The sequence below is a fragment of the Microbacterium testaceum genome (genome assembly GCF_029761935.1).
Classification (GTDB): domain Bacteria; phylum Actinomycetota; class Actinomycetes; order Actinomycetales; family Microbacteriaceae; genus Microbacterium; species Microbacterium testaceum_A.
Genome location: NZ_CP121699.1, coordinates 387,280 through 403,933 on the forward strand (window position 1 = coordinate 387,280; position 16,654 = coordinate 403,933).

The 16,654-nt window shown below is 70.6% G+C and carries 12 protein-coding genes; 9 read left to right on the forward strand and 3 right to left on the reverse strand.

Going from position 1 to position 16,654, the window contains the following annotated elements; translation table 11 throughout:
* Positions 1-12 precede the first annotated feature (12 nt).
* Positions 13-2,064, reverse strand: coding sequence for a M3 family metallopeptidase (locus tag QBE02_RS01860; protein ID WP_279366905.1), 2,052 nt, complete (start codon positions 2,062-2,064; stop codon positions 13-15).
* Positions 2,065-2,144: 80 nt separating this feature from the next.
* On the opposite strand from QBE02_RS01860, the gene QBE02_RS01865 reads away from it, so the two are divergent.
* Complete coding sequence (locus QBE02_RS01865) at positions 2,145-2,741, forward strand: helix-turn-helix domain-containing protein (protein ID WP_279366906.1); 597 nt, start codon at positions 2,145-2,147, stop codon at positions 2,739-2,741.
* A complete protein-coding gene (locus QBE02_RS01870) occupies positions 2,738-2,950 on the forward strand; it encodes a hypothetical protein (protein ID WP_279366907.1) in 213 nt (70 codons plus the stop codon). The genes QBE02_RS01865 and QBE02_RS01870 overlap by 4 nt, the downstream gene beginning before the upstream one ends.
* Before the next feature lie 145 nt (positions 2,951-3,095).
* On the opposite strand, the gene QBE02_RS01875 is transcribed toward QBE02_RS01870, so the two are convergent.
* Both QBE02_RS01875 and valS read right to left on the reverse strand, forming a co-directional pair.
* Positions 3,096-3,344, reverse strand: a complete 249-nt coding sequence (locus QBE02_RS01875) for a hypothetical protein (RefSeq protein WP_056231099.1) — start codon at positions 3,342-3,344, stop codon at positions 3,096-3,098.
* On the reverse strand, positions 3,344-5,911 hold the full coding sequence (valS, locus tag QBE02_RS01880; RefSeq protein WP_279366908.1) for a valine--tRNA ligase: 2,568 nt from the start codon (positions 5,909-5,911) through the stop codon (positions 3,344-3,346). Before valS ends, QBE02_RS01875 begins: the two co-directional genes overlap by 1 nt.
* Positions 5,912-6,186: 275 nt before the next feature.
* Between valS and QBE02_RS01885 the strand changes: the two genes are divergently transcribed.
* The 7 genes from QBE02_RS01885 (at position 6,187) to QBE02_RS01915 (ending at position 16,654) form a co-directional block, all read left to right on the forward strand.
* Positions 6,187-7,800 carry an ABC transporter substrate-binding protein gene (locus QBE02_RS01885; RefSeq protein ID WP_279366909.1) on the forward strand — a complete coding sequence of 538 codons (1,614 nt, stop codon included), beginning with the start codon at positions 6,187-6,189 and terminating at the stop codon, positions 7,798-7,800.
* Positions 7,801-7,828: 28 nt separating this feature from the next.
* Entirely contained in the window at positions 7,829-8,806 is a 978-nt protein-coding gene (locus tag QBE02_RS01890) for an ABC transporter permease (protein WP_279366910.1), read from the forward strand.
* On the forward strand, positions 8,803-9,618 hold the full coding sequence (locus tag QBE02_RS01895; protein ID WP_279366911.1) for an ABC transporter permease: 816 nt from the start codon (positions 8,803-8,805) through the stop codon (positions 9,616-9,618). Before QBE02_RS01890 ends, QBE02_RS01895 begins: the two co-directional genes overlap by 4 nt.
* Complete coding sequence (locus tag QBE02_RS01900; protein WP_279366912.1) at positions 9,615-11,162, forward strand: ABC transporter ATP-binding protein; 1,548 nt, start codon at positions 9,615-9,617, stop codon at positions 11,160-11,162. Before QBE02_RS01895 ends, QBE02_RS01900 begins: the two co-directional genes overlap by 4 nt.
* 337 nt (positions 11,163-11,499) lie before the next feature.
* Positions 11,500-14,895 (forward strand): isoleucine--tRNA ligase, encoded by a 3,396-nt coding sequence (gene ileS / locus QBE02_RS01905; RefSeq protein WP_279366913.1) that lies wholly within the window; start codon positions 11,500-11,502, stop codon positions 14,893-14,895.
* A complete protein-coding gene (locus tag QBE02_RS01910; RefSeq protein ID WP_279366914.1) occupies positions 14,892-16,244 on the forward strand; it encodes a bifunctional folylpolyglutamate synthase/dihydrofolate synthase in 1,353 nt (450 codons plus the stop codon). The genes ileS and QBE02_RS01910 overlap by 4 nt, the downstream gene beginning before the upstream one ends.
* Entirely contained in the window at positions 16,232-16,654 is a 423-nt protein-coding gene (locus tag QBE02_RS01915) for a DUF4233 domain-containing protein (RefSeq protein WP_431844577.1), read from the forward strand. The genes QBE02_RS01910 and QBE02_RS01915 overlap by 13 nt, the downstream gene beginning before the upstream one ends.

Genomic DNA, 16,654 nt, shown 5'->3' on the forward strand with positions numbered 1-16,654 from the left:
GGCACGTCGACCTCAGCCGGCGAGACCGCGGCGCTGCAGAAGCGGCTGGATCTCGGCATCACGGCCCCGGAAATCCCGGTAGGCGGCAAGAGGATCGCCGGAACCACCGACTCCCAGCAGCTTCTGGCGGAACCGGTCGCCGTTCTCGCGCGTGAGGCCGCCGTTCTCGCGGAACCACTCCACGGTATCGGCGTCGAGCACCTCGCTCCAGATGTACGAGTAGTACCCGGCGCTGTAACCGCCCGAGAACACGTGGGCGAAGTACGTCGAGGCGTAGCGGGTGGGGACGGCGGGATTGTCGAGTCCGATGTCCGCGAGGGCCGCCGCCTCGAAGGCCGCGACGTCGATGTCGGCCGACGCCTCCTCGACCGAGAGGCCGTGCCACGCCTGGTCGATCCAGGACGCGGCGAGGTACTCGCTCGTGGCGAAGCCCTGGTTGAACGCCTCGGAGGCGTGCAGACGCTCGACAACATCGGTCGGCAGCGGCTCGTCGGTGTCGATGTGACGGGCGTAGTTGGTCAGGATCTCGGGCCAGAGGATCCACATCTCGTTCACCTGACTGGGGAACTCGACGAAGTCGCGGTAGACGGCCGTTCCCCCGAAGTGCGGGTACGTGACAGTGGCGAACAGTCCGTGCAGGGCGTGGCCGAACTCGTGGAAGAGCGTGGTGACCTCGTCCAGCGTCAGCAGCGTCGGGGTGCCGGGGGCGGGCTTGTTCACGTTCAGGTTGTTGACGACGACCGGGGCGGTGCCGCGGAGGGCCGACTGCGTCACGATCGAGTTCATCCACGCCCCGCCGCGCTTGCTGTCACGCGTGTACAGGTCGAGCAGGAACAGCCCGAGCTCGCTGCCGTCGGCGTTGTGCACCTCGAAGACGCGAACGTCGGGGTGATAGCCCTGAAGGTCGTGGCGTTCGGTCATGCGGATGCCGTAGAGCTTCTCGGCCGCGAAGAACACGCCGTCGCGCAGCACCCGCTCTGCCTCGAACCACGGACGCAGGGCTGCGCGGTCGAGGTCGTAGCGCTCGGCGCGGACCTTCTCGGTGTAGAAGGCCCAGTCGTGGGCTTCGATCCGGATGCCATCGGCCTCGGCAATCTTCTGCAGAGCCTCTTGCTCGGCCCGGGTGTTGGCGGCAGCGGGGGTGGCGAGTCGGCGCAGCAGGTCGCGCGCGGCATCCGGAGAACCCGCCGTCTGATCGGCGAGGACGGCGGCGGCGTGTGAGGGGTAGCCGAGTACCGCGGCGCGCTCGGCGCGCAGGCGCACGATCTCGCGGAGGACCGCGCGGTTGTCGTTGTCGTTGCCGCGCGTGGCGCGCGAGCGCGAGGCCTCGAGCAGACGGCGACGGCTCTCTCGGTTCGTCAGCGACGCGAGCAGAGGGTGACCGGTGTACAGCGTGAGGTTCACGACGTAGCGCCCGTCGAGGCCGCGACTCGTGGCCGCCTGCGCCGCCGCCGAGAGCTCACCGTCGCTGAGGCCGTCGAGCTCGTCGGCGGAGTCGAACACCACCGCGAGCCCGTTGGTGTCGGCGAGCAGGTTCTTCTCGAACGTGGTCGTCAGCACCGACAGTCGCTGGTTCAGCTCCGTCAGCTCCTGCTTCTGCGCATCGTCGAGACCGGCGCCGGCCAACGACATCTCGCGGTGGTACCGCTCGACGAGGTAACGGCTCTCGGCGTCGAGGCCGAGGGAGTCGAGCTGCGCGTGCACGGCGGCGATCCGGGCGAACAGATCGGCGTCGAGGTGGATCGCATCGCGGTGCGCCGACATGAGGGGAGCGAGCTCCTCCTCGACGGCCTGGATCGCGAGCGTGCCGTCGGCGGAGGCCACGGTGTAGAAGGTGCGCGCGACGCGGTCGAGCATCTGCCCGCTGCGCTCCAGGGCGACCAGTGTGTTCTCGAACGTGGCCGCGTCGCTCTGCGCGGTGATCGCGTCGACCTCCGCCCGCTGCGCGGCGAAACCGGCGCGGAAGGCGGGGAGGTAGTGCTCGACGTCGATGCTGCCGTAGGGCGGCAGGTCGTAGGGGAGCGAGGGCGGCGCGAGGAGGGGATTGTTCACGGCATCCGTCATTCATCCAGCCTAGGCGCAGTCGTGGACGGGGTGCAGAGAAGATGTTGCAAAGGATTCCGTGCAAAGGTATCTTTGCATTCATGGTCGACAGGTCGGAGCCCCGCGAAGAGCGTGTTCTGGATGCCGGCGCGCTCCGCGCCCTGGCGCACCCGCTGCGCGTGCGGCTCTACGACATCCTCAGCCAGTACGGCCCGCAGACCGCGAGCAGCCTCGCGGAGCTGACGGGGGAGTCCACCGGAGCGACGAGCTACCACCTGCGGGCGCTGGCCCGTCACGACCTCATCCGCGAAGTCGCCGATCGCGGAACCGCCCGCGAACGCTGGTGGGAGCGTCCGGCCGGCAGCGTCACGCTGACCAACCCCGAGCTCGAGCACACGCCGTCGGGACGCGCCGTGCTGGAAGCCGTTCACTCCGAGACCCTGACGCTGCGTCACCAGCAGCTCATGCACTTCGCCACGCACGGCTGGGACGAGGACGAAGAGTGGCGCGACGCGTCCGTGATCTCGACCGCGACCGCGCGCCTGACCGCCGAGCAGTCGCGGGATCTCGTGCAGCGCATCGGGGCGCTCATCGATGAGACCGTCCAGCGTTACCGCGATCAGGAGGGCGAGGGCGTCCGCCCCGTGACGATCCGCAACGACGTCTTCCCGCTGCCGACCGAGAGGGGCTCCGCATGACCGCCGTCACCCGCACCATCGCCCTGCCGGTGCGTCCCACCCGACTCGAGGCCGCGCTGCTCGCGCTGTCGCGAGCGATGGCCCGCGCCGCCGAAGAGCGGATGCGCCGTCGCGCGTGGGCCGTCGAGGCGGAGCCCGCGCGGCGAGCCGGACGTGCCGCGTCGCTGGCGATGTCGGCGGATGCCGCGCGGTACCTGCTGCCGCGGTGACGCCTCAGGGCCCGGGGCTTGTCGAGGCCCGCGACCGGTGAACCGCCGGTGGCTTCGACAGGCCCAGCCACCCGAGAAACGCAACGCACAGAGCCCGCCGACGCGCGAAGGCGTCGACGGGCTCTGCGATCGCGAGCGGTGAGGCTCAGGCGAACTCGGCGTCGTCGTCGTAACGCACGACGACCTCGCCCGCGGCATCCTGGCTCACGATGACCCCCGTGTCGAGCTCGGCGACGGGGCGCCCCTCGAGGAAGGTCAGCGTCCACTTCGGAGCGGGCGCGCTGAGCCCATCGGGGTTCAGCGCGGCTTCGACGGCGGCGATCTGGGCGTGGAGCACCTCGGGAACAGCCTTCGGTGGCTGTTCGCGGGCGGTCCAGCGGGTTCCGAGTTGCATCAGGCCTCCTGGGGTGCGAACACGATGTCGGTCACGGTGGTGGTGTCGGCCTCGGCGAACGAGATCATCTCGATGCGGCCCACGGCGCGCAGGTCGCCCTCGGCGAGGCGCAGAGCCTCGACGTGCGGCCCCGACACGGTGAGCGAGGTCACCGGCGTCTTCTGCGAGGCCTTCGCCTCGGTCTTGGCGCGACGGATGCCGATGAGCGCAGCACTCACGGCGGTGAGCACGGCCGGGTCGCCCTCGATGCCGAGCGGCTCGGGCCAGGCCGCGGTGTGCACCGAACCCTCTTCGAACCACGACCACACCTCTTCGGACGCGAACGACAGCACGGGCGCGAACAGACGGACGAGCGTCGACAGGGCCGTGCGCAGGGCAAGGGCGGCCGAGGCCTGGCCCACGTCGGACTGGTCGTACGCGCGCTCCTTGACGAGCTCGAGGTAGTCGTCGCAGAACGTCCAGAAGAACGACTCCGTGATCTCGAGCGCCCGCGCGTGGTCGTACGCCTCGAACGCCGCGGTCGCGTCGCGCACCACGGCATCCAGCGTCGCGAGCATCGACGCATCGAGCGCGTGCGTCACCTCGGCGCCCTCGGGCACGGGGAACGACAGCACGAACTTCGCGGCGTTCAGGAGCTTGATCGCGAGGCGGCGACCGATCTTCACCTGCGTGGGGTTCTGGGGGTCGAACGCCGCGTCGGTGCCGAGGCGGCTCGACGCCGACCAGTAGCGCACCGCGTCGGAGCCGTGCTGCTTCAGGATGTCGGCGGGCGTGACGACGTTGCCCTTCGACTTCGACATCTTTTTGCGGTCGGGGTCGACGATGAAGCCCGAGATGGCGGCATCCGTCCACGGGCTGCGGTCGTCTTCGAGGGCGCTGCGCAGCATGGTCGAGAAGAGCCACGTGCGGATGATGTCCTGACCCTGCGGCCGCAGGTCGAACGGCGACACGAGATTCCACAGCTCCTCGTCGCGCTGCCAGCCACCGGCCAGCTGCGGGGTGAGCGACGAGGTCGCCCAGGTGTCGAGGATGTCGCGCTCGGCGTCGAACCCTCCGGCCACGCCGCGCTGGTCTTCGGTGTATCCCGGGGGCACGTCCACTGTGGGGTCGACCGGCAGCGCCGCGAGGTCGGGCGTCAGCACGCGCGAGTAGTCGCGCTCACCGCTGTCGTCGAGGCCGTACCAGACCGGGATCGGCACGCCGAAGAAGCGCTGCCGCGACACGAGCCAGTCGCCGGTGAGGCCGCTGGTCCAGTTCTCGAATCGCACGCGCATGAAGTCGGGATGCCACGACATCTCGCGACCGAGCGAGATGAGGCGCTCGCGCAGCTCGGCATCCCGTGCTCCGTTGCGGATGTACCACTGGCGCGTCGACACGATCTCGAGCGGGCGGTCCCCCTTCTCGAAGAACTTCACGGGGTGGGTGAAGGGCTTGGGAGCCCCCTCCATAGTGCCGGACTCCTGCAGCAGCTCGACGATGCGCTTCTTGGCGCTGAACACGGTCTTGCCCGCGAGCTCGTCGTAGGCCGCCTTCGCGGCATCCGTCACGATCACATCGGGAGCCTCGGCCACGATCCGGCCGTCCTTGCCGATGATCGTGCGGTTGGGGAGGTCGAGCTCGCGCCACCAGATGATGTCGGTCACATCGCCGAAGGTGCAGATCATGGCGATGCCCGATCCCTTGTCCTTCTGCGCGAGGGGGTGCGCGAGCACGGGCACCTCGACGTCGAACAGCGGGGTGCGCACGGTCGTGCCGAACAGCGGCTGGTAGCGCTCGTCGTCGGGGTTGGCGACGAGGGCCACGCACGCGGGCAGCAGCTCGGGGCGGGTCGTCTCGATGAACACGTCACCCGAGCCGTCGGTCTTGGCGAAGCCCACGCGGTGGTAGGCCGCGGGCTGGTCGCGATCCTCGAGCTCGGCCTGCGCGATCGCGGAACGGAAGTCCACGTCCCACAGCGTCGGCGCGAGGGCCTGGTACGCCTCGCCGCGCTCGATGTTGCGCAGGAACGCCAGCTGGCTCGTGCGGATCGAGTCGTCGGAGATCGTGCGGTAGGTCTGGGTCCAGTCGACGCTGAGGCCCAGCTCGCGGAAGAGATCTTCGAACTGCTTCTCATCTTCGACGGTCAGCTGCTCACAGAGCTCGATGAAGTTGCGGCGGCTGATGGGCACCTGGTCGGCGGCCTTGCTGCTCTTGTTGTCGCCACCCGCGAACGGCGGGGTGGAGTCGGCGTCGTAGGGGAGCGAGGGGTCGCAGCGCACGCCGTAGTAGTTCTGCACGCGGCGCTCGGTCGGCAGGCCGTTGTCGTCCCAGCCCATGGGGTAGAACACGGTCTTGCCGCGCATGCGCTCGAAGCGCACCTTCACGTCGGTGTGCGTGAACGAGAACACGTGGCCGATGTGGAGACTTCCGGATGCCGTCGGCGGCGGGGTGTCGACGGAGTACACGCCCTGGCGGCCGAGCTCGGCTGCGCGCAGGCGGTCGAAGACGTACGTGCCGCGTTCACGCCACGCGGCGTCCCACTTCTGCTCGAGGCCTTCCAGGGCGGGCTTGTCGGGAATGGTGGCCATAGGAGTACTCCTCGAGCGATATGGGCGGCACTGTGTGAGCGTGCCTGATGGGTTCTAGGTCCCACGATACCGGGGGTCGCGCGCGAGGCGGGAATCTTGCGTGACTCGCCAGGAATTGTCGCTTCGCGTCCCCCTGGGCGACAATTTCTGGCGACTCGCGCGGAGGATGCGCGGCCGTTCGCTGCCGGCGAGCACCCCGCGCCGGGGTTTCCGCACCCGGTCCAGGAACCCCGGTAAGCTGAAAGCCTTCCCACCAGAGATTCCGAGGTTTCTCCATGCCTTCTTCGCTTTCGCGTCGCGTGCTGTCGGCGGTCGCCGTCGCGGCCGTCTCCGCCCTCTCGCTCTCCTCCTGCGCCGGGTCGGACCCCGCCGCGCAGGGCGACGGCGAGGTCGTCTGGGCGATCGAGGGAGCGAACCTCTCGGCCGGGCACATGGACCCGCAGACCAGCCAGCTCGACGTGTCGGCGATGGTGCAGCGCGCGGTGCTCGACTCGCTCGTGTTCCAGGAGGCCGACGGCACGTTCTCGCCGTGGCTCGCCGAGTCGTGGGACGTCGAGGACGGCGGCGCGAGCTACCTCTTCCGTCTGCGCACCGACGTGACCTTCCACGACGGCACGCCCTTCGACGCGGCCGCGGTCAAGGCGAACTTCGACCGCATCGTGAACCCCGACACCGCGTCGGCGCAGGCCGCCAGCATGCTCGGCGGCGAGCTGTACGCCGGCACCGACGTGGTCGACGAGCACACCGTGCGCGTGCGGTTCACGCAGCCCTACGCTCCGTTCCTGCAGGCCGCCAGCACCGCGCTTCTCGGCTTCTACTCGCCGAAGGTGCTCGAGACCAAGGCCGACCAGCTGAAGGCCGGCGGCCCCGACGTGACCGTCGGCACCGGCCCGTTCGAGCTCACCGAATACACGCCCGACCAGGACATCGTGTATACCCGCAACGACGACTACACCTGGGGTCCCGACGGCGGCGGTAAGCCGAGCTTCAAGACGCTGCGCGTCGACATCCTGCCCGAGGCGTCGGTGCGCGTGGGCGCGCTGTCGAGCGGCCAGACCGACGTGGTCACCAACCTGCCGCCGAACCTCGTCGCGCAGGTTCCCTCTGACGACACCGTGAAGTCGATCGCCTACCCGGGACTGCCGTACTCGCTGTTCCTCAACGAGAAGTACGGCGTGTTCGCCGACCAGAAGGTGCGTCAGGCCTTCACCCGCGCGATCGACGTTGACGCCGCGGTGAAGGAGATCTTCTTCGGCCAGTACCCCCGCGCTTGGAGCGTCCTGGGCGCGACGACCCCCGGCTACGACGCGAGCCTCGAGAACTCGTGGCCCTTCGACCAGGCTCAGGCCAACGCCCTCCTCGACGAGGCCGGCTGGACGGGACGGGATGCCGACGGCATCCGCACCAAGAATGGTCAGCGCCTCACCGCGCGCTGGATCGCGTGGACTCCGGTTCCCGACGACCGCGCCGCGCTCGCCAACGCCGTGCAGAGCGACCTGAAGGCCGTGGGCTTCGACCTGCAGCGCGAGGTGCTCGAGCCGGGCGCCTACAACGAGCAGTACGGACCGAAGACCTACGACGTCACCGACTGGGGCTTCTCGGGCGTCGACGCCGATCTGCTGCGCAGCCACCTCGCCACCGACGGGTTCCAGAACGCCTCGCAGGTGAGCGACCCCGCGCTCGACGCGCTGCTCGAGCAGGGCGCCTCGACGACCGACCCGGCCGCACGCAACGCGATCTACGCCCAGGTGCAGCAGTGGAACGCCGAGCAGGCCGCGATCGTGCCTCTGTACAGCCCGGCCCTGATCAGCGCCGTCGCCCCGAAGGTCTCGGGCCTGACGTTCGACCTGTACGGCCGCCCGCTGTTCGCGACCGCCTCGGTCGGCTGAGCCGCCGGGTTTCAGACACACTATTCGGATGCCACGTTCTCGCTCGCGCGCCCTGCTGAGGCGCCTCGGCGGGATCGTGGCATCCGTCGTCCTGGTGCTGTGGGGGGCGGCGACGCTGGCGTTCGTGGCGTTCCGGATCATCCCGGGCGACCCGGTCGACGTGCTGCTCGGACCGCAGGCGCAGGTGAGCGAGGCGGTCAAGGCGGGCATCCGCAGCGACCTGGGGCTCGACCGGCCCGTGCTCGAGCAGTATGCGACGTTCCTCGGCCGACTCGTGCGCGGCGACCTCGGCGAGTCGTATCAGCTGCGCCAGCCGGTCGTCGAGGTCATCGGGCGCCAGCTCGCCCCGACCCTGCAGCTCTCGGCTCTCGCGCTGGTCATCGCCGTCGTGCTGGCCCTCGCTTCGTCGTTGATGGTGCGCGGGCGGACCGGTCGGGCCGTGGCATCCGGAATCGAACTCGTCGTGCTGTCGTCGCCGGTGTTCTGGACGGGGCTGCTGCTGCTGAGCGTCTTCTCGTTCCAGCTCGGGTGGTTCCCGGTATCGGGGGCGCGGGATGCCGCGGCGATCGTGCTGCCCGCGGTGACCCTGGCCCTGCCGGTCGCGGCCCTGCTGTCGCAGGTGCTGCGCGACGGGGTCGAGGCGGCCGAGCGCGAGCCGTTCCTCACCACCGTGCGCGCCCGCGGCGCGACACCCCTGCGTGAGAGCGTGCACCACACGCTGCGCCACGCGAGCGTCGGGGGAGTGACGCTCGCCGCCTATCTCGTCGGGTCGTTGCTCGGCGGTGCGGTGCTCGTCGAAACCGTGTTCGCCCGGCCCGGCATCGGGCGCGTGACGCTGACCGCGATCACGGATCGCGACCTGCCGGTGATCACCGGCGTGATCCTGCTGAGCGCCCTTGTCTTCGTCGTGGTGAACACCGTGGTCGACCTCGTGGTGCCCCTGATCGACCCGCGGCTGCGGACGGCGGCCCCGGCGCTGGCCGCACGCACGGCGGTGCCCTCATGAAGCGCCGCGGCCAGGCCGTGGCGCTCGGGATCGCCGGTGCCGTGCTCGCCGTCATCGCCCTGGCCGCCGTCGCCCCGGGTCTGCTCGCCACGCACGACCCGCTACTGACCGACGTGCGCGCGACCCTGCAGCCGCCGAGCGCGGCGCATTGGTTCGGCACCGATCAGAGCGGCCGCGACGTGTACTCCCGCGTGGTCTACGGGGCCGGCCGTTCGGTCGGCATCGGCCTGCTCGCCACCGGCCTAGCGCTGGTCGTCGGGGTGATCGCCGGTTCGCTGTCGGCCGTCGCGCCCAGATGGGCGGATGCCGCGGCCATGCGCGTCGTCGACGTGCTGCTGGCGTTTCCCGAGTTCCTGGTCGCCCTGCTGGTCGTCGCGGTGCTCGGCCCCGGCCCGGTCAACGTCGCGGTCGCGGTGACCATCGCCGCGGTACCCGTGTACATCCGCCTGGCGCGGGCGCAGACGCGCACCCTCGCCGCCGCGGAGCACGTCGAGGCCGCACGGACCATCGGGGTTCCCGCCGCCGTCGTGCACGTGCGGCACGTGCTGCCGGGCGTGCTGGGTGCGGTGAGCGTGCTGGCCACGATCGGCATCGGCACCTCGATCCTCGCGGCGGCCGGGCTCAGCTTCCTCGGCCTCGGCCCGACCGAGCCCACCGCCGAATGGGGCCTCATGCTCTCGGCCGGACGCAACCTGCTGCTGCAGGCGCCGTGGGTCGCCGTGTTCCCCGGGCTCGCGATCACCGCGACCGTCGTGAGCGTCAGCGTGATCGGCCGCGTCCTGCGGGCTCGAGCCGAGGAACGCGACGCATGAGCGGATTGCGGCTGCGCGGTCTGCGCATCGACGGCCCGGCCGGTGCGATCGTGCGCGGGCTGGACCTCGACGTCGCCCCGGGCGAATGCGTGGCGATCGTGGGGGAGTCGGGCACCGGCAAGTCGGTGAGCGCCCGTGCCCTGCTCGGGCTCGTGCCCGCGGGCCTCACGGCGCGCACCGACGAGCTCGAGATCGACGGCGTCGACGCCCGCTCGTTCGGTGAGCGGCAGTGGCGCGGGCTGCGCGGCCACCGGATCGCCCTGGTCTCACAGGACGCCCTCGTCTCTCTCGACCCGCTGCGACGCATCGGCGCCGAGGTGGCCGAGCCCGTGCGCATCCACGAGCCCGAGGTGCGCGGAGCGGCGCTCGCCGCACGCGTGCGCGAGAGCCTCGAGCGCGTCTCGCTCCCCGAGCCCGACGCGCGAGCGCGGCAGTACCCCCACGAGCTGTCCGGCGGTCTGCGGCAGCGCGCGCTGATCGCCTCGGTGCTGGCCGCGAACCCCGCCGTACTGGTTGCCGACGAGCCCACCACCGCGCTGGATGCCACCGTTCAGGCCCGCGTGCTCGACCTGCTGCGTCGCATCGCCGACGACGGCGTGGCCGTGGTCTTCATCAGCCACGACCTCGGGGCGGTCGCCCGCGTGGCGGATCGCGTCGTCGTGATGCACGAGGGACGCGTCGTCGAGACCGGGCCGACCGCCGAGGTGCTCGCCGCTCCGCGCGACCCGCACACGCGCGCGCTCGTCGCGGCGGTGTCGCACGAGCCGCTCCGCCGGGCACCGCGCACGGACGCCCCGATCTTCACCGCCGACGCACTGATCAAACGTTTCGGCGAGCGGGCCGCGGTCGACGACGTGTCGATCGAGGTGCGCCGCGGTCGGACCCTCGCGGTCGTGGGGGAGTCGGGGTCGGGCAAGACAACCCTTGCGCGCCTGATCGTCGGAGTGGCGGATCCGGATTCCGGGACCATGACGTTCGCGGGACGCCCCTGGTCGCCCGGGGTCGCCCGCGGCGCCGCGCGCACCCGCGTACAGCTCGTGCAGCAGAACCCGTGGGGCGCCCTCGACCCCCGCTGGACCGTGGGTCGCACGCTCACCGAGGCCGTAGCCGCCGGGGGAGTCCCGCGCTCCGAGCGTCGCACTAACGTCGCCGCCCTGCTCGAAGAGGTGGGCCTCTCGCCCGCGTTCGTCCGGCGCCGACCCGCACAGCTGTCGGGCGGACAGCGACAGCGCGTCGCGATCGCCCGCGCCCTCGCCGTGACGCCGGACCTTCTCGTACTCGACGAGCCGGTGTCGGCGCTCGACGCGTCGGTGCGCGCTCGGATCCTCGACCGCCTACGCGCCCTGCAGGCCGAACGCGACCTCGCCATGGTGTTCGTCACGCACGACCTCGACGTGGTCGCCGGTATCGCCGATGACGTGATCGTGATGAAGGACGGGCGCGTCGTCGACTCGGGCACCGTGTCGTGCGTGTTCGCCGCCCCGCGGCATCCGTTCACTCGGGAACTGCTGGCCGCGGCCGGTCTGGGCGTGCCCGGCGCGTGAGCCGGGGGTCGTGTCCGGCCTCTGCCTGCGCCGAGTGTCCATGACACCCGGACGAGTCCGCCCCTGCGTCCGTGTTTCTCGGACGCTCGACGGCCGCGCACACCCCGCAGCGCACCCCGCGCGGCTCGCGTAGACTGGATGTACACGCACCGATCCGGCCATCACCGGGGAGCACGCGGAAGAAACGGGTTCAGGCCCGGAGTAGAACCGCGCGGGGCAGGCCCGTCACAGCCGCAGTGAGAGTGGCGCCGGTCCCGAACGGGGGCGGCGCAACGCGGGGTGGTACCGCGGTCCGCACGGATCGTCCCCGCAGGTGGATCCCAACCTGCGGAGAGACATGACCTACCCACGCCCCTCATCCTTCGGCCCGGCCGCCGACGCGGCATCCGTCGTTCCGAGCCCCCGCTTCCCGTCGATCGAGAATGACACGCTCGCCTTCTGGGCGCACGACGACACCTTCCGCGCGTCGATCGCGAACCGCGAGGGCGCCGAGGAGTGGGTCTTCTACGACGGCCCCCCGTTCGCCAACGGCCTGCCGCACTACGGCCACCTGCTCACCGGGTATGCGAAGGACGTCTTCCCGCGCTTCCAGACGATGCGCGGCAAGAAGGTCGACCGCGTCTTCGGGTGGGACACGCACGGCCTTCCCGCCGAGCTCGAGGCGATGAAGCAGCTCGGGATCACCGAGAAGGACGAGATCGAGGCGATGGGGGTCGCGACCTTCAACGCCAAGGCCCGCGAGTCGGTGCTCGAGTACACGCGCGACTGGCAAGACTACGTCACGCGTCAGGCCCGCTGGGTCGACTTCGAGCGCGGCTACAAGACGCTCGACACGACCTACATGGAGAGCGTGCTGTGGGCGTTCAAGACGCTCCACGACAAGGGCCTCGCCTACGAGGGCTACCGCGTGCTGCCGTACTGCTGGCGCGACGAGACGCCCCTGTCCACGCACGAACTGCGCATGGACGACGACGTCTACAAGATGCGTCAGGACCCCTCGGTCACCGTGACCTTCCCGCTGGTCGGGGCCAAGGCCGAGGCGCTGGGTCTCACGGGCGTCCGCGCACTGGCGTGGACGACGACGCCGTGGACGCTGCCGACGAACCTCGCGCTGGCCGTGGGTCCCGGCATCCGCTATGCCGTGATCGAGGGCGGACCGAACGGTGCCGCCGACGTGCACCGCGCTCCCGACGGCACGCCCGACGAGGCCTTCGAGGCCGTCGCCCACCGCTACCTGCTGGCCGAAGACCTGCTGCCCGGCTACGCCAAAGACCTCGGATACGAGAGCGCGGATGCCGCCCGCGAGGCCGTCCAGTCCACGATCCTGGGCTCCGAGCTCGAGGGCGTGTCGTACGACCGCCTCTTCGACTACTACGCCGACGCTTCTGTCTGGGGCACGCAGGACGCGTGGAAGGTCCTCGTCGACGACTACGTCACCGTCAGCGACGGCACGGGCATCGTGCACCAGGCTCCCGCCTACGGTGAGGACGACAAGCGCCTGGCGGATGCCGCGGGCCTGCCGACGATCATCTCGCTCGACGATAGCGGCCGCTTCCTCTCCGCGGTCACCGACGTCGCCGGCGAGCTGTGGATGGAGGCCAACCGCCCCCTCATCCGCCTGCTCAAGCAGGACGGCCGACTGCTGCGCGAAGCCTCGTACGAGCACTCGTACCCGCACTGCTGGCGCTGCCGGAACCCCCTCATCTACAAGGCCGTGTCGAGCTGGTTCGTGCGCGTGACCGACATCAAGGACGACCTGCTGGCGAACAACCAGCAGATCACCTGGGTGCCCGAGAACGTCAAGGAGGGCCAGTTCGGCAAGTGGCTCGAGGGCGCGCGCGACTGGTCGATCAGCCGCAACCGCTACTGGGGTTCGCCGATCCCGGTGTGGAAGAGCGACAACCCCGACTACCCGCGCGTCGACGTGTACGGCTCCCTCGCCGACATGGAGGCCGACTTCGGCCGCCTGCCGGTGAACGCCGACGGCGAGGTCGACCTGCACCGTCCCTACATCGACGACCTCACGCGTCCGAACCCCGACGACCCGACCGGCACGTCGACGATGCGTCGCATCGAAGACGTGCTCGACGTGTGGTTCGACTCGGGATCGATGCCGTTCGCGCAGGTGCACTACCCGTTCGAGAACCACGAGTGGTTCGACGAGCACGCCCCCGCCGACTTCATCGTCGAGTACATCGGGCAGACCCGCGGCTGGTTCTATGTGATGCACGTGCTCTCGACCGCGCTCTTCGACCGCCCGGCCTTCACCGGGGTTTCGTGCCATGGCATCGTGCTCGGCAACGACGGACAGAAGATGTCGAAGTCGCTGCGCAACTACCCCGACGTGCGTGAGGTGTTCGATCGCGACGGCTCGGATGCCATGCGGTGGTTCCTCATGTCGAGCTCGGTGCTGCGCGGGGGCAACCTCGTCGTGACCGAGGAGGGCATCCGTTCGGGCGTGCGCGAGTTCCTGCTGCCGCTGTGGAACGCGTGGTACTTCTTCGCGACCTACGCGAATGCCTCGGGCGCGGGCGGGTACGAAGCCGAGTGGCGCACCGACTCCACCGACGTTCTCGACCGCTACATCCTGGCGCTCACCGGCGACCTCGTCACGAACGTCGCGGCCGACCTCGAGGGGCTCGACTCCACGACGGCCGCCGAGCGTCTGCGCGACTTCGCCGAGGTGCTGACCAACTGGTACATCCGCCGGTCGCGCGACCGCTTCTGGGTGGGCGTGACCGACGACCCGCGTAGCCGTGAGGCCTTCGACACGCTCTACACCGTGCTCGAGACGCTGACCCGCGTCGCCGCCCCGTTGCTGCCGCTGGTCACCGAGCGCGTGTGGCAGGGCCTCACGGGCGGCCGGAGCGTCCACCTGACCGACTGGCCGGACGCGTCGGCGTTCCCCGCAGCCGTTGACATCCGCACCGCGATGGACACCGTGCGCGAGGTCTCGAGCGTCGCCAACGCGCTGCGCAAGCGCGAGGGAAAGCGTGTGCGCCTGCCGCTGCCGCGTCTGACGGTGGTGACTCCGGATGCCGCGGGCCTGGCGCAGTTCGAGGACCTCGTGCGCGAGGAACTCAACGTCAAGGACGTCAAGCTGGTGGAGCTGAACCTGCAGTCGTTCGATGAGTTCGGTCTCGCGCAGCGCCTCGTGGTCAACGCTCGCGCCGCGGGACCGCGTTTGGGCAAGCGCGTGCAGCAGGTCATCCAGGCCGCGAAGGTCGGGAACTGGGCGGAGACCGACCGCGGCATCGTCGTCCAGACGCCGGACGGTGAAGTCGTCCTCGGCCCCACCGAGGGCACCCTCGAGACCGATGCCTCGCGCCTCGCGGAGGGAGAAGCGGTGGCCCTCCTGAACGCCGCCGACGGCTTCCTCCTCCTCGACACCGTCACCACCCCCGAGCTCGAGGCCGAGGGCCTGGCGCGCGACATGATCCGCGGCATCCAGGACACCCGCAAGGCCGCCGGCTTCGACGTGAGCGACCGGATCGCCCTCACCCTCGCATTCGACGACGCCGGGGACGCGGCCGCCGTCGCCCAGGCGTTCGATGTCGCGGGCGTGGCATCCGAGACCCTCGCCGAAGGCGTCGTGCTGGCCAGCCGTACCGAACGGCTCATCGAGCGCGGGAACGTGGGCGAGCCCGAGTTCGAGAACGTCCTCACCGCCAAGACCTACGCGAACGTCGGCGCCGTCACGGTGGCCGTCGCCCGGATCGGAGCCCCCGCATGAGCGATCGCACCAGGGCGGATGCCGTCTACTCGGCGCTGCTCGAACGACAGGGCGAGCAGTGGGTGCAGCCGCGCGTCGAGCGCACGCGCCGCGTGCTCGAGCTGCTCGCCGACCCGCAGCGCACGTACCGCGTCATCCACGTGACCGGCACGAACGGCAAGACCTCGACCAGCCGCATGATCGAGAGCCTGCTGCGCGCGATGGGGCTGCGGACGGGCCTGTTCACCAGCCCGCACCTCGAGCGCTTCACCGAGCGGATCCTCATCGACGGAGAACCCGTGGCCGACGCCGCGATCGCCGACGCGTGGGACGAGATCCAGCCATTCGTCGGCATGGTCGACGGCGAGCTCGAGGCCGCCGGGGACGCCCCGCTGACGTTCTTCGAGCTGCTCACGGTGCTCGCGTTCGTCGTCGCCGCCGACGCGCCGATCGACGTGCTCGTGCTCGAGGTCGGCATGGGCGGGGAGTGGGACTCCACCAACACCGCCGACGGCGACGTCGCGGTCTTCGCGCCGATCGACATCGATCACACCGACCGCCTGGGGTCGACGATCGCCGAGATCGCGACGGTGAAGGCCGGCATCATCAAGCCGGGTGCCGCCGTCGTCTCGGCCGCCCAGCCCGACGAGGCCCTGCGCGCGATCCGCGCTCGCGCCGAGAAAGAGGGAGCGACGGTCGCGGTGGCCCCCGACGGCTTCGCCCTCGAGGGTCAGACCCTCGCCGTCGGCGGACAGCAGCTCGACATCCGCGGAGTCGCGGGCACGTACCGCGAGGTCTACCTGCCGATGTACGGCGCGCACCAGGGTTCCAACGCGGCCCTGGCCGTGGCGGCGGTCGAGTCACTCATCGGCGGCGGCACCCAACCCCTCGCCGCCGACGTCGTGGCCGACGGCCTCGGCAACGCGACTTCTCCCGGCCGCCTGCAGCTCGTCGGCACGGCGCCGACGGTGTTCGTCGATGCGGCGCACAACCCGCACGGCGCGCGGGCCCTGGTCGCCGCCCTCGACGAGTCGTTCGACATCGACGAGTGGGGCGCGGTGGTCGGCATCCTCGACGGGAAGGACGCCGTCGGCATCATGTCGGCGCTCGTGCCCGCCGTGGTCCGGGTGTTCGCGACGGCGCCCGACAGTGACCGCGCGACCGACCCCGACGTGATCGCCGACGTGGCCGAGGCCGCCGACCTTCCCGTGACGGTGCACCCGACCCTCGAAGACGCCGCCGACGCGGCGCGCGCATGGGCCGCGGAGTCCGACCGCCGTGCGGTGGTCATCGCCGGATCCGTCGTCCTCGCCGGTGAGGCCCTGCGCCTGTCGGAGCTCGAGGACTGGAAGTCGGGGTGGCAGGGGTGAGCCCGCGCGAACCCCGTGCTCCCCGCGTTCGTCGTCAGCGCGGTGCGCAGGAGTCGCTCGGTGCCGTCGTCCTCGGCTTCGAGTCGATCATCGTCTTCCTCGGCGGTCTCGTCGTCTACGGCCTCAAGGTGGTCCCCGCGGGCATCGAGCCGTGGTGGGGGATCGTCGGCGGCGTCGTCATGGCGATCGCGATGGTGGCGGTGTCGGGATCGCTCCGGCACCGGTGGGCGTTGTTCGCCGGGTGGGCTCTGCAGGTGATCCTGCTGCTCGGCGGTCTGCTCGTTCCGGCCCTCGCCGTGGTCGCCGTCATTTTCGGTGGCATGTGGGCGTATGCGACGATCAAGGGAGCGGCGCTCGATCGTCAGAACGCACGACGCGCCGCTTCCCCCGACCTCTCGAACGGAGAATGA

Bases quoted from the DNA above. Each gene is read 5' to 3' on its own strand.
- QBE02_RS01860 (WP_279366905.1), bottom strand. From the start codon at position 2,064: ATGACGGATGCCGTGAACAATCCCCTCCTCGCGCCGCCCTCGCTCCCC.
- QBE02_RS01870 (WP_279366907.1), top strand. From the start codon at position 2,738: ATGACCGCCGTCACCCGCACCATCGCCCTGCCGGTGCGTCCCACCCGA.
- valS (WP_279366908.1), bottom strand. From the start codon at position 5,911: ATGGCCACCATTCCCGACAAGCCCGCCCTGGAAGGCCTCGAGCAGAAG.
- QBE02_RS01900 (WP_279366912.1), top strand. From the start codon at position 9,615: ATGAGCGGATTGCGGCTGCGCGGTCTGCGCATCGACGGCCCGGCCGGT.
- QBE02_RS01895 (WP_279366911.1), top strand. From the start codon at position 8,803: ATGAAGCGCCGCGGCCAGGCCGTGGCGCTCGGGATCGCCGGTGCCGTG.
- QBE02_RS01890 (WP_279366910.1), top strand. From the start codon at position 7,829: ATGCCACGTTCTCGCTCGCGCGCCCTGCTGAGGCGCCTCGGCGGGATC.
- QBE02_RS01910 (WP_279366914.1), top strand. From the start codon at position 14,892: ATGAGCGATCGCACCAGGGCGGATGCCGTCTACTCGGCGCTGCTCGAA.
- QBE02_RS01865 (WP_279366906.1), top strand. From the start codon at position 2,145: ATGGTCGACAGGTCGGAGCCCCGCGAAGAGCGTGTTCTGGATGCCGGC.
- QBE02_RS01885 (WP_279366909.1), top strand. From the start codon at position 6,187: ATGCCTTCTTCGCTTTCGCGTCGCGTGCTGTCGGCGGTCGCCGTCGCG.
- QBE02_RS01875 (WP_056231099.1), bottom strand. From the start codon at position 3,344: ATGCAACTCGGAACCCGCTGGACCGCCCGCGAACAGCCACCGAAGGCT.
- ileS (WP_279366913.1), top strand. From the start codon at position 11,500: ATGACCTACCCACGCCCCTCATCCTTCGGCCCGGCCGCCGACGCGGCA.